Here is a 19,222-nt window from a genome sequence, read left to right on the forward strand (position 1 = left end):
AAATTATAAATGCGCACGGTCATGCGCTGTATCAAAGTCAAGCAGCGGACCTACAGGGATGATACGCGTGGGATTGATATTGGCATGGCTGGTATAATAATGCGCCTTTATATGCTCGATACTTACCGTCTCTGCGATACCGGGCACCTGATATAAATCACGCAGATAGCCCCAAAGGTTGGGATAATCAACAATGCGGCGAATATTACATTTAAAGTGTCCAACATATACCGCATCAAAGCGCACGAGCGTGGTAAATAAGCGCCAGTCCGCCTCAGTAATCATATCACCTAGTAAGTAACGCTGCTCTATCAGACGCGCCTCTAACGTGTCTAGCGCATCAAATAACGTTATTACTGCTTCTTTATAAGCAGCTTCAGTTGTAGCAAATCCTGCTTTATAAACGCCGTTATTGACCGCTGAATAAACAAACTCATTAACCGTATCGATTTCTGCTAGCAATTCTGTTGGCAAAAAACTAACTGCTGTTGCCCCTACTTCGTCAAAGGCTGAGTTAAACATCCGAATAATCTCAGACGATTCATTACTGACGATGGTATTGGTTTCTTTATCCCATAATACTGGCACTGTCACGCGTCCCGTATAATCAGGCTTCGCGGCAATATAAACTTCATATAGATAGTCTGCTTTGACGATTGGATCAGCAATAACGCCTGCGCCCTCTGCAAATGTCCAACCTTTATCGCCCATAAAGGGATGCACTATAGACAGTGAAATCATGTCCTCCAAGCCCTTTAACTTACGATAAATGGTGGTGCGATGCGCCCAAGGACATGCAAGCGAGACATATAAATGGTAACGATTGGGCTCAGCTTTAAAGCCACCGATACCTGATGGGCCTGCGCTGCCATCAGCCGTGACCCAGTTTCTAAAACCAGCATCTTCGCGCTCAAAGCGTCCTTCGCTCGCCTTGGTGTCATACCATTTATCTTGCCATTGACCGTCGACTAACAATCCCATATCTTGCCCCGCTTTATTTTAGTTTTAAATCTATGTGATTAAAAATGACAACTATCAAACGATGCAAATAAAATAATTGCTATCGTCATATTTATTCAACTTTAAAGCTCATAGTAACATTTCTATGTTGCCCAGCCATTAAGCTTTGTTTGTTTCTCAAACAGCATAGATCTTAAAAGGCAGAGTTATGGTGCGGATTAAATCTAGATAGATTTTTTTAGAAAAAGTCAAAAAACTTATTTTAAGAGGCAGGCGAATTATAAAGTTTGAGCGTCCTACAGATACGAAATTTCGATCTCCGCTACAACCCCTATAAAACGGGCATAAAAAAAGCCCCAATCATAAAGATTGGGGCTTTCGAATCTGGTAGGCGTAACTAGATTCGAACTAGCGACCTCTACCATGTCAAGGTAGGTCAACCAAAACCCATAAATGTATCTTATATTACATCCCTTTATTTATAATGCCTACAGCGATTTTTAACTTCACGAAAACGCAAAGTTATTTAAAATCATATTAGATTTATTTCGTAAATAGGCACTATAAAATTATAGTGTTTTTACCTCCACTCCCCCCTCGGTTTTTTGAGCTAATTACCTATATTTTCTCCACTTTTTCTGTCCTTTTTACTAAAAAGGCTAGGTTTAACTCATCATTTCGGCGATGACTTTCCTTGTTTATTAAGTCTAATCTCTGCATAATATAAGGAGAATAGCCCTCTAACTTCTGCAGGTTTTGGTCTTATTATGAAACACGTTACTTATATTCATGAACACCCCAATTGGACAGATTGGCAATGGTCAGATAAAAAACTGTTGCCGCTGGTAAGCCAAGTGCGATTGCTTCAAGGTCAGCTTCTCGGAAAATTGCTGACACTAGGATTTGATTTAAATGTTGAAGCTCAGTTAGACGCCGTTACTCTTGAAATCGTTAAAACATCTGAGATCGAAGGTGAAATTTTAAAAACAGATCAAGTAAGATCCTCTGTTGCTCGGCATTTAGGGGTTGATGACCATAATATGCCTGCAGCCTCACGAGAAATTGATGCAGTGGTTGAGATGATGCTAGATGCAACATTCCACTATCAAAAGCCCTTATTGTTAGAAGATTTGCTCGGTTGGCATCGAGCGCTGTTCCCAGAAGGCTATAGCGGGCTTTATCGTATTAAAGTTGGCAAGCTTCGGGATGATAGTCAAGGCGCTATGCAAGTAGTTTCAGGAGGCTATGGCCGAGAGCGAGTGCATTTTGTTGCTCCTCATGCAGACAGGATTTTTGATGAGTTGGATCTTTTTTTACAGTGGCTTAATATGCCGTCTAGCCAGCAAGATAATTTAGATTTGGTCATTAAAGCGGGTATCGCGCATTTATGGTTTGTGACGTTGCATCCTTTCGATGATGGTAATGGACGGCTGACAAGAGCAATCACGGAGCGAATGCTAGCAAAAAGTGATGGTAGCGCTCAGCGCTTTTATAGTATGTCCGCGCAAATTCTAAATCGGCGCAATGATTATTATAAGGTGTTGGAACGTACACAAAAAGGCGATCGCGATATTACTTTGTGGCTGGTTTGGTTTTTAGAAACGCTGAAAGACGCTTTACTTGCAGCTCAAGCGACCACCGATAAAATTATGGATAAAGCCAACTTTTGGCAGATGCATCGACATCATGCGTTAAATGATAGACAGATTAAGATGCTTAATAGTTTGATGAGTGACTTTTACGGCAAGTTGACCACTAAAAAATGGGCGACTATTAATAAGTGCTCGATTGATACCGCACTTCGAGATATCAATGATTTGATAGAAAAAGGAATGTTAGAGAAGTCCGCTGCTTCAGGGCGTAGTACAAATTATGAGATTGTTTTATAAGCTTGGGCACTGATTGACAGCTAGTCCTAGTTATACCCTCCCGCAACCTTCTTGACAGCTTCATTCTTAAATTTGGCTCTGGGAGGTAGTTTTCTTGTTTCTGGTAAGCTCCGATTAATACGCTTAGTTTACCAAGTTTACCTCTACGGTTTCTTCAGCATAGCTCACTCAGCTCATTGCTCATAACCCTGCCTACCCCATTATTGATAGTAGATTCACTGATTTTTAAATTCTAGGCGTCGCTGTCGAACACCGAAGCAAACTTAAATAACTTATGACGCATTATCTAAAATCACTAACTCTTCATCCGTAATCAATACCATATAAACAAAAAATCGCAGCAACGGAGAAAATTGCCATTTATCATTTACAGAGGATCTGTTATCAATCAAAGCGATTCCAATGTTGAACGTACCCATACTATCTTTACTGATGCTACGCAATCCCTTCATATCAGCTAAATTAAGATGGACTTGTGATGCCGCAGGATGAGCAACTAGCCAATTTTTCGCTGGCAGTAATTGTTTGGCAATTTTGATAAAACGTCGTAACGCTTTCTTTTCTTTGATTGAAAAAGGAACAAACGCCTTACTGTAAGATAGATGCTCTTGGCATAGAGCTATAAACCACTGCCAATCATCTAATGAGTTATCTCGTAGTTTTTGAGCACTGCTTTGCAGTGAAGACAGTAATCTATAATCACTTTTGTACTGAATACTTTTTGGAAGGCCATTTGTTCCAATGAATCTAGGGTTATCATGGCTCGAGGTCACATTGGCTACTTTTCGCGCTCGATTTATAATGATATCTGCGTCGTGTAAATCAATATTAACCATTATTGCAGCCTGCTTTAAAGCTATGCCTAAAGCATTTTGCTGTAATAAGAACCAAATGCTATTCATGCCATAGCGCATAAATAACGTTTCTGTCCTACTTTGTGAATCGACTAAAAGGGTCGTGTTTTTAATACATAAGCGAGGCGCTTCATATTTGCGCTGACTAAGACTTCGAAACAACAACTTTCGGACGCTAGTTAGGCTGACGTCGTTATGGTCGATAATGGCATCATTCTCTTTAAGCCTTTTTCTATTGATGCCAGTGACGTTGTTAATGGCACCAACTGGCAGCTTAATATTAGCGCCGCTCAGCGCATAAGTTGCCATTAAAACAGCGATATGGTTGTAATACTCAAAACTGCGCTGCGGTGATAAATGACCCATGATTCCAGATAGAGCGTACCAGCGATCTTGCGCATTAAGATGCTCACCAAGAACGCCATATTTGATCCGTTTAATGTCTTCTTCGTTATAATCAGTCAAAGCTTTAACAAGCTCAGTATCACCACATAGTACAAGTGATAAATTAGTAACCGCCGTATGTCGAAACGCATGAAAGGTTTGCTCCGGCTTATTACCTGGCTTTTTTGGGATGTCCTGTAAGATACGTCTTAGCAGTTGTAGCGGTACGTGATCATCAATTGGCGTCTTTTCAGAAGATAGTGTGAATATAAAGCTTCTAGGATTAAGACCGACAGTACTTTGTGTGTATCTTATAAATAATGCCAACTCGTCTGGCTGCAACAAAGCATAAATAGGGATTCTACGATTGCTGCCAGCTGTTTTTAAATCACGATAAGGATTACTACGAACAACAAGTGACGGAGACGGTGAATTTAGGCCTTCTATATCAATGTACCGTAATCCTAACAGCTCCTTTTTACGCATTCCTGTTCGATAGACCAGCATAAACATCAAAGCAAACATCTCTCGCTCTAGAATATCCACGCTATGCAAAATCTGTGTAATAATCGCGTGATACATATGAAGGGAAATCAACTCAGCACGAACGCGTCGACCCTCTTTTTCATAGGCAATCGTTACTTGTGGTAGATCGTAATTTTCATGAGCAAAGTTATGAAGGCGTTGTAACAGCTTTGCATAATAAGAAATATTTATGTGACGGCGAACTGTGGTTTTGTACTCCAAAATATCCTCATAGAGCACCTCAAAGTCCTCTTCATCCCAACCATCAATAGGCTGATTCATTGAAAAATACAGCCATTCATAGCCAATGCTTCTAATGTATTGCAACACGGAAGTACTTTTAATAGAATTGTCCAACTCATCTTTTAAAAGAGCCAGTATCCAATCTAAAAACACCCTCTCATTAACTGCAGTGTATTGCTCATACCTTTTTTCTATCCTTTGGATCAAAGTAAGCGGTTTATAGCCTAATCTCTTACTTTTTAGACTTCCTACAATTTTAAAATCACTAGCGATATCCGTAATCAGCTCTGAGCGCCGTACTTTTCTACCATGTAGGCTTGGAGTCGTGCTTTTATCTAATATATTTTCTGATCCTTTTATTGACAACTTTAGAATATCGTCTAAGTCGTAATTTTTTACCGATTTCTTATATTGTCCTTCTAAAAATTCTTTAAACTTCTCTTTGGTCAGCCCTGCTGTATTTTGCTTGCTACTCAGTACCGCTACGGAAGCTTGATCAATATCAGCACCATCAAGCATCTCCCAATGGTAACTTGCGTAAGACAGCATCTGCGGAAAAGTTAAAATCGTCAAACCCCCATTGTTAAGCACTGGTTTTAAAGCGTTTATCAAGTAACTCTCAGCACTTTTTTTTAAACTTTTTTCAGCCTCATCATTGATAGCCAGTTTATTTTTTGCTTGGCGATATCGTAGCAACCAGCATTGGCTGACCATATCTAGAACAATTTGCTGAGTGTTGTAAAGCTGATTTTGCGTGTTACTACGCTCATTGCCATAATACGCTTGTAGAAACCGGACTGATATTAGTAATCGCTTATTGATAAATGGCTGGTATTTTTCATTTATTAGAGCCTCAAGCCAACTTTCAAGTATGGCTTTACTATTAATGCCACCATACATGATGCCAGAGTAAACCAGCCATCCTAATATTTCTTCTAAGCTATACTCACTCGTTTGTGTCCAGTGGTGACTTACCGCTCGTACCATCTCATTAATTTGCTTACCTTTAGTGATCCAATCATTATTAATGAGGAGCGGATTAAATTTTGTGGGCAATACAGTCTTGATATTAGGATAGCGATAATCATTAAGCATAAAATGCTTGTTTTGATAGTCAATAAAACGATTTACCACTTTATAGGCTTGTTTAACTCTTTTCTCTGTTTGGCATGTCTGCGTGATGGTTTGATGAGCATAGCTTTGAAACTCTAAAAACCCTTCTGCATCTATGGGCCTGATTTGTTGATTTAAAACAATATTGAACTGTTGCAACAGCAAATCCCAACGCCACCAGCGCTTATCAAAATATATAATGCGACATCTATGCTTCTCTACTAAAAAAGTATGGCTATGATAAGCACAAGCTTTACGAGAGTATTTTTTAGTATCTTTTAGTATCTTGATATTATCAGGATACGCTTGACGTAGTTGCTCCCATTTGGTTTGAAACTTAGCAAGCAATCCAATTTCAAGCTGCTTGGCCTTCCCTACCTCTTCTAGTATTTGAGGGTCAGGGATATAAGCCTTTTTTCTTCCATCAAATTTTGCCAGTGTATCTATAATTTTAGGCAGCTTGATTTCATTTACGAGCACGACATGCTCCATTCATCATGATTGTTTTTGATATTAATTTCTTTTAAACCCAATGTCTCTGCCAGCTGTTCAAACTGATCACCCACTTGTTTAATCTGATGCTTACTAAGTGATGAGAAACGTCCTAATGCATGTTGGCGCGCTTTTTCATGACCAACAACTGCATTGATGAGCACCATATCAACGCCTAGTCTTTCAAGTTGGGTCCGTACAAAATGACGGGTCCAATAAGGGTCAGTGTCAATAATATCTTTGGTCATATGATAAGCGTCGCCTCGTTTGATGACATCAAGTGTACTGAAGTTCTCTGATAGCAGTCGCAATAATGCGATCTCATTACCTAGACGTATCTCATCAATACATTCGCTAATTTCCTGTTTCAATAAATTATTAAGCTGATAACCAATTAAATAGCTCCGGTAATCGCTTAGTAAGCGTATGAGTGTCGAACATAAAGGTATGAGTCTATGACTCTTTGATTTTCGATTGGGTTTGTCATCAATCATTAGCCAGCCAGCCTCAAGATCGATATCGCTCATCAGTCCGATACCGTTATTTGGTCGTACACCCGTCAATAAACAAAGTACAAACCATACGAAAATGCTGATACGATTAAAATGTGTATTGGCATCAGTACTGCTGTCCGCCCATGCTTGCAGCTCAGTGATAATCTCACGAACATAATTTGGCGTAAATGCAAATCCAGAACCTAACGTGTACTTGTGCCAAGGGGTGATATATGACATATCAAAGTGATTGTCTTGATTAAATATACTCAGCGCTAATTTATAGTGAGACAAAATCTCTTCGCTAAGATGACTGCTGTAATACATGGCTGGAGCTTGAGAGGCAGGCGTTCTGCAAATCAGGTCAGCGATGTGAGCATTGCTGTTTGGCGTGTAGCGAGAAAGCACCACATGCAGTGCAGTCTCAATACGATTTGTTGATAAGTATGGCAAACTTATTTTAGCGCGTAGATAGGTAAGATATTCTTGAATATCATTATCTGATGGTAGCTCACCTGTTAATATTTCATCGATAAGCCATTGCGGGACAGGAATTTTAATGATATCAAGCTGATTTTCATACTTACTACCATCAAACGCTTCTTGCCGTTTGGTAATACCAAGCGAATGCTGAATGTAGCTTCGATTCAAACCAATTTTAAAAATACTCGGATGACCAATGTATCCTGCAATAGTTAAAGATTTAATGGGCAACGCTGTAATCATAGACAGCAACAAAATGTAAGCACAGTCCCGATTGGAAGTGTTGGTTGAAAACTGAGTATCTTGGCAAAGCGCTGAAAATATCCGCTGATAGCTGGACTTTGGTAGTACCCGAACGTTTGAATTGAGCGCGAGTTCTTGTTGAGAAATGTGGTTTTGTTGCAGCGATAAGTCTATCGTTTGGAGCGGAAAAGACAGCCCTTTTGGCAAGTCAGTAGTGACTTCATAACTTATAAAGGGCGGGTCATAATGATCAATACTTTCTTCATATGTGGTGGTTAAGCCCTCATAACTCTCAGTCATCGCCGTATAAAACTGCGATTGCGACTCTAATACGAAATCTTCAAAATGTTCATCATTCGACCCTAGGTCATTTTGAACATTATTGACTGCTAACAATACAGGTTGATTGGCTAGGCTAATAGGCTTTATCTGGTTATTGGGTTCTATTTTTAGACGTTTTTTCACATAGTGAGCATCTTGATAAGACGCTATGATCTTATTAATTTGTCTGACATCAGGAAGCTTTAAAAACTCTTTTTGTGTACGATCACCATACTTAATCGCTAAACGCTTTGACACATCTTGTAGTGATATCAAGATATTATCTACTTTTTGCTCTGGTATCTCAGGAAGCTCACGCCAAATCCAGGTTCGTGTTGCTGCCTTTGAGAATTGAGCCAGTTTAAATTGCATCAAAATATTGTGCATATGCGTCTTTTTGCCATGATACATAAGCAAAACCGCAGTGTGTAACGCAATTGCAAGCCAATACAGCTTCTGCCGAAGACGAACGGTTTGACGACGCTTATACATGATATTTTGCATCAAAATTAAGACTTGCATTATAAGCGGCTTTTCACTGAGCTCAGATCTGCCAATGTGCATATCACGCTCGGCAACCGGTCTCTCATGCAATATTTTTATCACTTTATTAATCAGTTGCTCTTGGTGATCAGCATTGCAATAACCTTCCTGAACCACTGCTACGATATCACCAATAGCTGCTACTGCCCTTTCTCTATTCTTAAAATCGTCATGATCGCCTTGGTGGTTGATGGTCTGTTTGATAACGTCGAGACTCGGTACATCGCGAAGATGGTAGTGAGACTTAATAGTTGACATTATTTTTGTCCTTTTTATAACGTTTATAATAAGTCTGCTCATGAATGTTAATAAGATTACAAAAAGTACCGATAGAGAATTTTTTTGAGCTAAAAAGCTGCTGGTTTATATCAGCAGTGAGAAATCTATTTAAATGAATATAAATTAACCTGATATCTAAATATTTTTGATATCTACATATAATGTCAATCAATTCATAAAATGCATATTTAACCTCGAATTGCGCTTCATTAATTTTTACTATGGATACTTTCTCTGCGCACAACTCTTGGTTAAGATCTACAGTTTTTAACAGATAAAAAACTTCAAAGTTATTCACTAATTGTATTACTTCGCCGGTTTTTATAAATAGTATAGGCTTGGCTAGCGTCAGATTTTGATAAGCTATAAATGTGTTCGAAGATTTAATTTGCGGACGAATGAACTGATTATAGATTTCAAACAATTTGACGATGTCATTAACAATCACGACTGAAGTCTTTTGTAACTTAGCAATAGTGACATTATCCATTTTATATTCCTCTAAAATTTGACCTCTACCCTTGTTAAATACCTTACAACCTTAAAGGATATTAAAAAAGCTGCTCTGAGAGATAAGCGTCAATTGGTGTCGCATATAATTAATTCTGATTTTGATGCTAAAGTGGATGAGAATGACTTGTATTCTAGTTAATCCCCTTACTCACGAGGAACAGGGCTGGTAGCGTAAAGTGATGTTAGCATGCAACGTTTTTATAGCGTGTCGGCTCAAATACTTAAACATCGTAATGATTACTACAAAATATTAGAGCGTACTCAAAAAGGGAATGCAGATGTTACTGAATGGTTGATTTGGTTTTTACAAGCTTTAGAGTAAACACTATTATGCGCACAGAAAACCACGGATAAAATCATCAGTAAAGCCAGCTTTTGGCAGACCCACCGTCAGCAACTATTGAATCCAAGGCAAGTAAATATGGTCAATGTACTGTTGATTAGTGTTTAAGGCAAACTCATGATCAAAAAAAGGGGGGGATAATGACGAAGTGTTCGGCGAATACTGAATTGAAAGCTATTAAGGATTTGGTAGAAAAAAGCATATTAGAGAAGTCTACTGCTTAAGGGCGCAGTACGAGTTATGAGCTAGTCTTATAAAGCTTACTCTCTATCGTAAAAAAACAGTATGACCAAAGAAAAATCAATATACTCGAGAATTCTAAGTTAGTCAGATATCCCTGACCACAGGATGGCTGCTAAACATAGTTTGTTATAAGTGATTCCATTATAGCAGGCTGTTTTAAGTGGTTTGTTAATAGGTTTAGAGGGTGAAATAGCTGGTTCCGTTGGGGTATACATAACAGTGTATTTTTTGAGGATGTTTTTTACGGTGTGATGATAAACTTTAGCGCTAGATTATGAATGACTAAAGGGGTAAGTTTTTTGTCTGAATTAAAAACAGTTGGGCTTTTTGCCATTACGGCATTAGCAGAGATTGTAGGTTGCTATTTGCCATACTTATGGCTGAGAGAAGGTAAGTCAATATGGCTACTTGTCCCTAGTGCGCTTAGTTTGGTCGCTTTTGTATGGTTGCTGACTTTACATCCAACCGCCGTTGGCAGAGTTTATGCCGCCTACGGTGGAGTGTATGTAACAATGGCAATTCTATGGTTATGGGCTGTTGATGGTATTCGACCAACAACATGGGACATATTAGGTACAGCAGTGGCACTTCTAGGTATGGCTATTATTATGTTTGCACCGCGCAATACATAGGATACGGTTGTTTTAACCATCACGTGCTAAAAACTCCAATAGAGTGGGAACATTCTCTCTAGCACTGCGTCCAGCACCAATCAGAGTGGCAGAACCTGGGCTTGCCCAGTCACCATAACCAAATAACCATAACCGAGGCTCCTTGACCGCTTGCCCATCTTTAACTTGCACTTTTCCATCAGCTTCTAAGACATTTAAAGGTGCTAGATGGTCAAGATTTGGTTCAAACCCAGTACACCAAATAACGGCATCTATCGTTTCTTCACTACCATCAGCCCAAATGACGCCTTGTTGAGTAAATTGGCTGAACATAGGTACTGAATGTAAGATACCTTTGTCACGTGCCGCCTTGACGGGAGGCACCATGACGATATCACCGATACCGCCCTCAGGATCACCATTATTGCTGCCAGTAATACGTGCTGTTGCTCTTTCAAACAGGACACGTCCATCGACATCATCGGCTAAAAACAATGGGGGCTCACGTGTTACCCAGCTGGCGTTAGCCACTTCAGCCAGCTCCGCATAGATTTGTGCACCTGAATTACCACCACCTACTACCAATACGCGCTTATTTCTGTAGGCGTCTGGGCCTTCATAATGCGCGGAGTGGCATTGCTCCCCAAGATACGCTTGCTGACCTTTGATAGAAGGAATTATAGGATTGCTCCAGGTTCCCGTTGCGCTCACGACGGTTTTTGCCAACCATGTAAAACTTCCATCAGTCACCCGTAAGCAATTGTTTTCATCATCACGCTGTACGCTTTGGACTTGATAAGGTCGGTAGATTGGTAACTTATAATGTTCTTCGTAGTCAGCAAGGTAATGGATGACCTCGTCTCTATGGGGATACTCTCCATCTTTTGCTTTTGGCATCAAGCGACCTGGCAAGGAGCTCATAAGAGCAGGAGAAAATAGGCGTAACGATGGCCAAGTATGCTGCCACGCGCCGCCACTTTGGTCTTGATTGTCAAGAATGATGAAGTCAAGTTTCGCACGTCTCAGATAGTAGCCAACGGCTAAACCGGCTTGACCACCGCCGATAATGATGGTGTCGAATACTTTAATTGACATAATGCTCCTTAGTGTCTGCTACCAGAAAAATCAATTGCTCATACTGAGGCTTGCTTTTTACTCTTCAGATCTTAATTGAATACATGTTTTGACGAAATTTTTATCGACATCTTGATTCAGCTTATCATGCAAATAATCTTGCATCGCTCCAAAATATCATTTCACTAACTAAAGCCAATAATAACTATTAAAAGACTGTACATATGAAATATTATATATACAATATTTCATATGTACAGTCTTTTAATAGGGTTAGGTTATGGAACATTCAAATAAGAAAAAGGTATTGTTTCTCTGTACCAGCAATTCAGCCAGATCACAAATGGCTGAGATATTATTAAAGTATAAAGCCGGTGATATCTATGATGTCTATAGCGCAGGTATAGAAAAAGGCGAAGTAGATGAACGAACCATTCAAGCCTTAGAAAGGTTCGACTTCGACGCCAGTGGCTTAAGATCCAAGCACGTTGACGAGTTTGAAAGCCAGTTTTTTGACTACGTCATTACTTTATGCGAAAAGGCCAGTACCGAATGCCGAAGCTACCCCAATACGGCCAAGCAACTGGCGTGGGATATCCCTGACCCAAAAACACGTGCTGGCAGTCATCCCTTTACCACTACCTTGAGTGAATTAAACAGTCGCTTAACGATGTTTCTGTCTGTAGAAAAACATAACCTCACAAAGACTGCCGTCAATACAGAAGACACGGCATCATCTGACTTTGATCCCATTACCTTTTACAAAAGCTTGACGGATGACGTTCGACTCAAAGCGTTGATGCTGATCGAATATCATGGTGAGCTGTGTGTGTGCGAATTGATGGAGGCCTTGGAAGAAGACAGTCAGCCCAAAATCTCACGCAATCTTGCTGTGTTAAAAAAGGCAAACGTCATCACTGATCGAAAACACGGTCAGTGGGTATTTTATCGTATCAATCCTGAGTTACCTGTATGGGCAAAGATTGTGGTTGCAAAAACCACAGAAAACAACACTCACTTAATTGAGCGTGAGATAGAGCGGTTAAATGTCATGCAAAACAGACCTGACAGAGCCGGTTTTTGTAAATAATTAATAAATAACTATCAAACATTAAGAGAATCGTAATGGGCATTTTTGAGCGCTATCTATCGGTCTGGGTGGGTTTAAGTATTATTCTTGGCGTGGTGATGGGTTTATGGCAACCTGATTTATTTCAGTTAGTTGCAAACCTTGAGATCGCTCATGTCAATCTTGTTATCGCGGTATTCATTTGGGTCATGATTTATCCCATGATGGTACAGATAGACTTTTCTGCCATTAAAGATGTGGGTAAAAATCCAAAAGGATTGTTTTTAACAATCGTTATTAACTGGTTTATTAAGCCTTTTACTATGGCCGGTCTAGGCTGGTTATTTTTTAATATTTTCTTTGCCAATTTGGTGGATCCAGCATCGGCTCAAGAGTATATTGCGGGAATGATTTTATTAGGCGTGGCGCCTTGTACGGCCATGGTCTTTGTCTGGTCACAGCTGACCAAAGGTGATCCCAATTACACCTTGATACAAGTGTCCGTTAATGACGTCATCATGATATTTGCCTTTGCGCCTATTACCGCTTTTTTGTTAGGCGTTAGCGATATTCAGGTGCCATGGGAGACGTTAATCATCTCTGTGGTGCTTTATGTTCTGCTTCCTTTGATTGCTGGTGTACTGACCCGCAATATGCTCAATAAGCGCCGTGATAAAGCGGCACTGGATAATCTATTGTCAGTGCTTAAACCTTGGTCAATGGTAGGTTTACTCGCCACTGTGGTTCTGCTCTTCGGCTTTCAAGCTGAAACCATCGTCAGTAAACCTCAAATTATTGGGCTGATTGCCATTCCTCTCATCATTCAAACTTATGGCATTTTTGTGATTGCCTACATCGCTGCCATGTGGTTAAAACTTCCGCATAACATCGCAGGTCCTGCTTGTTTGATAGGCACGTCTAACTTTTTTGAGCTGGCTGTTGCGGTGGCTATCTCGCTTTTTGGATTACATTCAGGCGCTGCACTGGCGACTGTCGTCGGCGTGTTGGTTGAAGTGCCTGTGATGTTATCGCTAGTTTATATTATCAACCGCACACAACATTGGTTTAAAAAAACCTAAGCATTTTTAATATTTTTTTCTGATAACACTTGGACAAGATAAAGGACAATTTTATGACAATCAAAGTAGGTATCAATGGTTTTGGACGTATGGGACGCTTGACCATGCGCGCGGCATTTGACTGGGATGACATTGAGATCGTCCACATCAATGATCCGGCGGGCGACGCTAAGACCCTTGCGCATTTGATGACGTTTGATTCTGTGCATGGTCGCTGGCATCACGACGCTACCCACGAAGGCACGTCCATGATTATCAATGGCAAAGCCATTCCTTGTACGCAAAACAAAGCGACCGAAGACACCGACTGGTCACTATGCGATGTGGTCATCGAAGCCTCAGGAAAGATAAAAACCAAGGCTTTACTACAAGCGTATTTAGACCAAGGGGTCAAACGCGTCGTTGTCACAGCCCCCGTCAAAGAAGAAGGCGTGTTAAATATCGTTATGGGTGTAAACGAGCATTTATATGATAAAGACATCTATCCCATTGTGACTGCGGCCTCTTGTACCACCAACTGCCTAGCGCCTGTGGTTAAAGTGATACACGAAAAAATCGGCATCAAGCATGGCTCGATGACCACCATTCATGACATCACCAATACCCAAACGATACTAGATGCACCGCATAAAGACTTACGCCGGGCACGTGCTTGCGGTATGAGCCTTATCCCGACTACAACGGGTTCTGCAACCGCCATCACGCATATTTTTCCTGAGCTAAAAGGCAAGCTAAACGGTCATGCCATCCGTGTGCCTTTAGCCAACGCCTCGCTGACCGACTGTGTGTTTGAAGTGGCGCGTGGCACCACGGTTGAGGAAGTCAATGAACTACTCAAACAAGCATCTGAAAATGAGCTAAGAGACATATTGGGCTTTGAGACCCGTCCACTGGTATCGATTGATTACAAAACCGATCCTCGTTCAAGTATCGTCGATGCGCTATCGACGATGGTCATCAATGACACCCAAGTAAAACTCTACGTTTGGTACGACAATGAGTGGGGTTACGCCAATAGAACGGCTGAATTGGTCCAAATGGTTGGTCTAGCAGATAAGGGTTAATCATGGGACTGCTATCCGTTACGGATTTATCGTCGCAAGTGAAGCAATACTTAGTCATCACTGGCAACTATTGGGCATTTACCTTAACGGATGGCGCATTGCGAATGCTCGTTGTGCTGCATTTTTATCAGTTAGGCTATAGTCCGTTAAGCATAGCGATGCTATTTTTGTTTTATGAGATTTTTGGGGTTATCACCAATCTGGTTGGTGGTTGGCTTGGCACCAGTCTTGGGCTCAACAAAACCATGAATATTGGGTTGGCCATACAGATCGTCGCCCTTGCCATGCTTGCTGTGCCTGCGGATATGCTGACTGTGGTTTATGTGATGATCGCCCAAGCGCTCTCAGGTATCGCCAAAGACTTGAATAAAATGAGTGCCAAAAGCGCCATCAAATTATTAGTGCCAAAAGATGCTGAGAGTAAGCTTTATCAATGGGTGGCATTACTCACAGGATCTAAAAACGCGCTAAAAGGCGTGGGTTTTTTTATCGGTGGTTTGCTACTGACCTTGATTGGGTTTAAAGGCGCTATGATACTGATGGCATCACTTTTGGCCATCGTCTGGGTGTTTAGTTTAATAGTCTTAAAAGAAGACATCGGCAAAGCCACCAACAAACCTAAATTTAAAGACATTTTTTCTAAAAGCCCTGCTATCAATATCCTCTCCGCTGCCCGCATGTTTTTGTTTGGGGCAAGAGACGTTTGGTTTGTGGTGGCCCTCCCTGTGTTTTTGGCAGCGACTTTTGACTTGAGTCACTGGTGGGTTGGCAGTTTTATGGCAAGCTGGGTCATCGGTTATGGCATTGTCCAGTCGGTTGCGCCTTACTTTACGGGCAAGAAAAAAGGCGTGTTGCCAACGGGTCGTGCAGCCTTTTTGTGGGCAAGCTATCTGACGTTTATTCCTGCGGCGATCGCGCTGGCTTTATATTTTGATTTTTATATTCAAGCATCGGTTATTCTTGGCTTGCTGATATTTGGCGTGGTTTTCGCCGTCAATTCCTCGTTACACAGCTATCTGATCGTCAGCTATGCTGATAGTGATGGCGTGTCATTGGATGTGGGGTTTTACTATATGGCAAACGCGATGGGCAGATTGATTGGTACGGTGCTGTCAGGTTGGGTCTACCAAGAATTTGGTTTAGAGGCGTGTCTTTGGATATCGAGTGCGTTTGTGGCAATCGCCGCGTTACTATCACTAAAACTGCCTAATACGTACAAAGCGGCGGTATACTAATTATATTTTTATCAATGAATCTGTTGTCTATTTAAAATCAAAACACACTTATGATGATATAGAGCTGGGATAAAACTCTTGCCACTTGCTGCGCTGGTATATGCAGCAGTGGTAAAGTTTTTATCCTAGCCCTACTGTATTCGTTTTCTAATGAATTGGCTACACTAAGAAGTTAGCGAACCAAAATTACTGGTGATAGCGTCTTAGCAATGATTTTTGTCGTAGTACTGCCAACAAATAACTGTTGGAATTTAGAATGTCCGTAAGCGCCAATGACAATAATATCGACCGCATTTTGCTTTTGAAAAGCCAATAATCCATCAACAGCATCGGAGGCAGACACATGATGTGCGTCTACTGTAAAGCCTGCTGCTGTTAGCTGCTCAGTTGCTAGTGATAGGCTTTTTTTGGAGGTCGCATCCTCATTACCTGGCATATTCATAAACTGTCTCAGTTATGCAGTGTTTATTATATGTGGCAACACACTTTGAGCATTGCCACACAGGGAAGCTTCTAAAAATTGACTTCTAAAGAACTAGAATTTATAGGTTTGACCATCATTAGGAACAAGCGCACGCTGTTTGTCTAAGTGTTTTTCTTCGATAAAACGGCGCAGCTCTGCCTTCGACAGTGCGCCATGATTGACCGTATCCATGTGCACATTAATTATCTGAGCATTAGGTGAGAATTGATACGCACGGTATACATCGTCTTTACCCATAATAATAGAGTCATCGACAAAGGTAGACAGCTTTGCATAGCCTGTATTAAGGATGACCGCATCAGGCTTGTAGCGAGTCAGCGCATTCTCTACGTCTTTATTCCAAATGGTATCCCCTACTACATAGACGGTCTTGTAGTTTGGCTTTTGGAACACAATACCCATCGTTTTACCAAGTGCCTGAGCAAGCGCTGGAACTTTGTACATCTCATCAGTGCCATGCTGTCCGATGGTTTTATTGATTCTAGTGCCTTTAAACACCACCCCTTGCTCTGTCAACACTCTGACATCGGTAAAGCCATCTTTACGCACGATTGCCGCATCGGCTTCATTTTGGGTAAAAATTGGCATATTACGAGGGACCAGGTTGCGTGCAGCATCGTCCCAATGATCCGCATGTAGATGGGTTAAAATAATGGCGTCAGCCTTTAGCACCTCTGCAACAGATACCGGCAAATCTACCATTGGATAGCGTATTTGGCTATTTAACGTATCTGCAAACCCTGGATAAGCGTTTTTAGCCGCGAGCATAGGATCCACTAAAAACGTGGTACCGTCATAATCAAGCTTAATCGTGGCATTACGGATTTGCTGAAATTGAACGGTATTGGTCGCCGTCTGTTTTACCGCGTTAGAATTGGACGCTGGACTGGCAAAGGTGGTACATGCGGTTAACAACATGACACCACTTAATAGTGTGGTGCCGGTCAGAGATTTCGATATTTTCATAATTTGATGCCTTATTGATGAGTCTATATTATGAGTTAATAATGGTTTGCTTAAAAACTTATAACTAACGCGCAATCCAAGTTTGGGTGTCAATCACTTCGCCATATAGAAACTCAATCGCTGCCATAATGGTGGCATGAGCATGAGCTGCGGGTACGGTCGTGCCATTAAATTCAAGATCAAGCGTGGCACAGGCATCATGGATGGTGGTCGTTGTATAGCCAAAGTCAACCGCAGCACGAACGGTTGCATCAATACACATGTGGCTCATGGCGCCAATCACGGTAACGTCTTTGATGTCTTCTTTATCAAGCAGATCTTTAAGAGAGGTCTCACGAAACGAATTGGGGTAATGCTTCACAACAACGGCTTCACCTTCTATAGGCTTTACTTTCTCATTGATTTCTACACCATCAGTACCAGGCGTAAAGATTGGTGCGTCAGCAGAAGGCATTTCATGACGAACATGAATGACGGTATGGCCTTTTTCTCTAGCAGACTCAATCACCAAAGCTGCATTATCAGCGGCTTCATTAATACCAACGAGTGATAATTTACCTTGCGGAAAATACTCATTTTGAATATCGACAACGATCAGTGCTTTTGTGCTCATGATGATTCCTTTTTTTATCAAAGTGACTGTATAGGCGTCTATTTTACAAGCTCTGTGCTACACTAACGAGTGGCTACATCGACACATAAGAGGTTAATAACGACATATGAATCAAAAACATGCTATTGAAATAGGCTTGATTGTCTATGAGAAAGCACAAATGGCGGCCATCCTTGGGCTGACTGACTTACTGATGGTGGCCAGTAAAATCGCTGCCAAACATCAAGATACAACGGATCTGCCTTTACAGGTCAGTCACTGGGAAATTAAGGGTTCTAATCTGCGTCCTACCTGCAATTTTTCGAGCAATCCTGATGGCTCAGGAAGGTTAGCAGCTATCATCATTCCACCCACGTTAGAGACGCCAATTGCAAAGCAAGCAGCGGCACCATGGCTGGAATGGCTAAGAGATCAGCATTCCACAGGTGTGATACTGTCATCCGTCTGCGCCGGTGCTTTTTTACTGGGCGAGACGGGACTCCTATCCAAACGCAAAGCAACGACGCATTGGGGTTATGTAGAAGAGTTTGAACAGCGCTTCCCTGATGTCGATCTGGATGTCGATCGCATTATTATCGAAGACGGTGATATTGTGACCGCTGGTGGCGCGATGGCTTGGACGGACTTGGGGCTTAGGATGGTTGACCGCTTTCTTGGCTCACAGGTCATGAATGAGGCCGCTCGTGCATTGTTAATTGACCCCTCAAGGCGTGAACAATGCTATTACAGTGCGTTTTCTCCCAACCTCACTCATGGTGATGCCGCCATACTAAAGGTGCAGCATTGGCTACAAAAAACAGAAGCACGGGTTATTGATTTATCCACCCTAGCCAGTTGTGCGCAGTTAGAGGAGCGCACTTTTCTGCGCCGTTTCCATAAGGCGACGGGCATGACATCAACAGAATACTGTCAGCGATTACGCATTGGTAGTGCAAAAGACTTTCTACAGTTCTCTTTAATGCCTGTTGAGCAAATAGCGTGGAAGGTGGGTTATAGTGATGTTAGTGCATTTCGTAAAATATTTAAGCGCATTGTTGGTTTGACCCCTAGCGAATATCGGCGCAGATTTACTCTGGATGAAGAGTGATAGGTTTAGGCGATTTCT

15 protein-coding genes are annotated in these 19,222 nt (G+C 41.3%); 7 read left to right on the forward strand and 8 right to left on the reverse strand.

Going from position 1 to position 19,222, the window contains the following annotated elements; all coding sequences use genetic code 11:
- Nucleotides 1-3: 3 nt before the first annotated feature.
- The gene (locus tag ACP7AA_RS01165; RefSeq protein WP_426222401.1) at nt 4-981 is read right to left on the reverse strand and encodes a glutathione S-transferase family protein; all 978 of its coding nucleotides are present in this window, start codon (nt 979-981) and stop codon (nt 4-6) included.
- A 746-nt stretch (nt 982-1,727) separates the two neighbouring features.
- On the opposite strand from ACP7AA_RS01165, the gene ACP7AA_RS01170 reads away from it, so the two are divergent.
- Complete coding sequence (locus ACP7AA_RS01170; protein WP_011960001.1) at nt 1,728-2,849, forward strand: Fic family protein; 1,122 nt, start codon at nt 1,728-1,730, stop codon at nt 2,847-2,849.
- 272 nt (nt 2,850-3,121) lie between these two features.
- Here ACP7AA_RS01170 and ACP7AA_RS01175 read toward each other — a convergent pair whose 3' ends face one another.
- The 3 genes from ACP7AA_RS01175 to ACP7AA_RS01185 are packed head-to-tail and all read right to left on the reverse strand — an operon-like array spanning nt 3,122 to nt 9,313.
- Nucleotides 3,122-6,448 carry a tyrosine-type recombinase/integrase gene (locus ACP7AA_RS01175; RefSeq protein WP_426222402.1) on the reverse strand — a complete coding sequence of 1,109 codons (3,327 nt, stop codon included), beginning with the start codon at nt 6,446-6,448 and terminating at the stop codon, nt 3,122-3,124.
- Nucleotides 6,439-8,802: a hypothetical protein gene (locus tag ACP7AA_RS01180; RefSeq protein ID WP_426222403.1), complete on the reverse strand. Its 2,364-nt coding sequence runs from the start codon at nt 8,800-8,802 to the stop codon at nt 6,439-6,441. The genes ACP7AA_RS01175 and ACP7AA_RS01180 overlap by 10 nt, the downstream gene beginning before the upstream one ends.
- Entirely contained in the window at nt 8,789-9,313 is a 525-nt protein-coding gene (locus ACP7AA_RS01185) for a hypothetical protein (protein ID WP_068037374.1), read from the reverse strand. Before ACP7AA_RS01185 ends, ACP7AA_RS01180 begins: the two co-directional genes overlap by 14 nt.
- Before the next feature lie 908 nt (nt 9,314-10,221).
- On the opposite strand from ACP7AA_RS01185, the gene ACP7AA_RS01190 reads away from it, so the two are divergent.
- Nucleotides 10,222-10,554, forward strand: a complete 333-nt coding sequence (locus ACP7AA_RS01190; protein WP_201564455.1) for a YnfA family protein — start codon at nt 10,222-10,224, stop codon at nt 10,552-10,554.
- A gap of 12 nt (nt 10,555-10,566) precedes the next feature.
- Here the strand turns inward: ACP7AA_RS01190 and ACP7AA_RS01195 are convergent, their stop codons facing one another.
- Nucleotides 10,567-11,628: an ArsO family NAD(P)H-dependent flavin-containing monooxygenase gene (locus ACP7AA_RS01195; RefSeq protein ID WP_201587234.1), complete on the reverse strand. Its 1,062-nt coding sequence runs from the start codon at nt 11,626-11,628 to the stop codon at nt 10,567-10,569.
- Between the two features lie 259 nt (nt 11,629-11,887).
- On the opposite strand from ACP7AA_RS01195, the gene ACP7AA_RS01200 reads away from it, so the two are divergent.
- Genes ACP7AA_RS01200 through arsJ form a run of 4 tightly spaced genes read left to right on the forward strand, consistent with a single transcriptional unit; the run spans nt 11,888 to nt 16,054 of the window.
- A complete protein-coding gene (locus ACP7AA_RS01200; RefSeq protein WP_201564451.1) occupies nt 11,888-12,697 on the forward strand; it encodes a metalloregulator ArsR/SmtB family transcription factor in 810 nt (269 codons plus the stop codon).
- Nucleotides 12,698-12,732: 35 nt separating this feature from the next.
- A complete protein-coding gene (gene arsB, locus ACP7AA_RS01205) occupies nt 12,733-13,755 on the forward strand; it encodes an ACR3 family arsenite efflux transporter (RefSeq protein ID WP_144297051.1) in 1,023 nt (340 codons plus the stop codon).
- Nucleotides 13,756-13,808: 53 nt separating this feature from the next.
- Nucleotides 13,809-14,819 carry an ArsJ-associated glyceraldehyde-3-phosphate dehydrogenase gene (locus tag ACP7AA_RS01210; RefSeq protein WP_201625968.1) on the forward strand — a complete coding sequence of 337 codons (1,011 nt, stop codon included), beginning with the start codon at nt 13,809-13,811 and terminating at the stop codon, nt 14,817-14,819.
- Between the two features lie 2 nt (nt 14,820-14,821).
- Nucleotides 14,822-16,054 (forward strand): organoarsenical effux MFS transporter ArsJ, encoded by a 1,233-nt coding sequence (gene arsJ, locus ACP7AA_RS01215; protein ID WP_426222404.1) that lies wholly within the window; start codon nt 14,822-14,824, stop codon nt 16,052-16,054.
- 172 nt (nt 16,055-16,226) lie between these two features.
- Here arsJ and ACP7AA_RS01220 read toward each other — a convergent pair whose 3' ends face one another.
- The 3 genes from ACP7AA_RS01220 to ACP7AA_RS01230 all read right to left on the reverse strand — a co-directional run bounded on the left by ACP7AA_RS01220 (nt 16,227) and on the right by ACP7AA_RS01230 (nt 18,117).
- A complete protein-coding gene (locus ACP7AA_RS01220; protein WP_144297048.1) occupies nt 16,227-16,496 on the reverse strand; it encodes a universal stress protein in 270 nt (89 codons plus the stop codon).
- 93 nt (nt 16,497-16,589) lie between these two features.
- Nucleotides 16,590-17,504 carry an MBL fold metallo-hydrolase gene (locus ACP7AA_RS01225; RefSeq protein WP_192993341.1) on the reverse strand — a complete coding sequence of 305 codons (915 nt, stop codon included), beginning with the start codon at nt 17,502-17,504 and terminating at the stop codon, nt 16,590-16,592.
- Nucleotides 17,505-17,568: 64 nt separating this feature from the next.
- A complete protein-coding gene (locus ACP7AA_RS01230; RefSeq protein WP_144297046.1) occupies nt 17,569-18,117 on the reverse strand; it encodes a cysteine hydrolase family protein in 549 nt (182 codons plus the stop codon).
- Nucleotides 18,118-18,223: 106 nt separating this feature from the next.
- Here ACP7AA_RS01230 and ACP7AA_RS01235 point away from each other — a divergent pair, with 106 nt between their 5' ends.
- Entirely contained in the window at nt 18,224-19,204 is a 981-nt protein-coding gene (locus ACP7AA_RS01235; RefSeq protein ID WP_159768146.1) for a GlxA family transcriptional regulator, read from the forward strand.
- Nucleotides 19,205-19,222: the final 18 nt, after the last annotated feature.

It is taken from the genome of Psychrobacter sp. DWR1-2-3 (assembly GCF_049896465.1).
GTDB classification, from domain to species: domain Bacteria; phylum Pseudomonadota; class Gammaproteobacteria; order Pseudomonadales; family Moraxellaceae; genus Psychrobacter; species Psychrobacter maritimus.

What these genes read in the sequence shown, in the direction of transcription:
- ACP7AA_RS01200 (WP_201564451.1), top strand. Translation starts at nt 11,888, where the DNA reads ATGGAACATTCAAATAAGAAAAAGGTATTGTTTCTCTGTACCAGCAAT.
- ACP7AA_RS01225 (WP_192993341.1), bottom strand. Translation starts at nt 17,504, where the DNA reads ATGAAAATATCGAAATCTCTGACCGGCACCACACTATTAAGTGGTGTC.
- arsJ (WP_426222404.1), top strand. Translation starts at nt 14,822, where the DNA reads ATGGGACTGCTATCCGTTACGGATTTATCGTCGCAAGTGAAGCAATAC.
- ACP7AA_RS01180 (WP_426222403.1), bottom strand. Translation starts at nt 8,802, where the DNA reads ATGTCAACTATTAAGTCTCACTACCATCTTCGCGATGTACCGAGTCTC.
- ACP7AA_RS01165 (WP_426222401.1), bottom strand. Translation starts at nt 981, where the DNA reads ATGGGATTGTTAGTCGACGGTCAATGGCAAGATAAATGGTATGACACC.
- ACP7AA_RS01230 (WP_144297046.1), bottom strand. Translation starts at nt 18,117, where the DNA reads ATGAGCACAAAAGCACTGATCGTTGTCGATATTCAAAATGAGTATTTT.
- ACP7AA_RS01210 (WP_201625968.1), top strand. Translation starts at nt 13,809, where the DNA reads ATGACAATCAAAGTAGGTATCAATGGTTTTGGACGTATGGGACGCTTG.
- ACP7AA_RS01195 (WP_201587234.1), bottom strand. Translation starts at nt 11,628, where the DNA reads ATGTCAATTAAAGTATTCGACACCATCATTATCGGCGGTGGTCAAGCC.
- arsB (WP_144297051.1), top strand. Translation starts at nt 12,733, where the DNA reads ATGGGCATTTTTGAGCGCTATCTATCGGTCTGGGTGGGTTTAAGTATT.
- ACP7AA_RS01220 (WP_144297048.1), bottom strand. Translation starts at nt 16,496, where the DNA reads ATGAATATGCCAGGTAATGAGGATGCGACCTCCAAAAAAAGCCTATCA.
- ACP7AA_RS01185 (WP_068037374.1), bottom strand. Translation starts at nt 9,313, where the DNA reads ATGGATAATGTCACTATTGCTAAGTTACAAAAGACTTCAGTCGTGATT.
- ACP7AA_RS01170 (WP_011960001.1), top strand. Translation starts at nt 1,728, where the DNA reads ATGAAACACGTTACTTATATTCATGAACACCCCAATTGGACAGATTGG.
- ACP7AA_RS01235 (WP_159768146.1), top strand. Translation starts at nt 18,224, where the DNA reads ATGAATCAAAAACATGCTATTGAAATAGGCTTGATTGTCTATGAGAAA.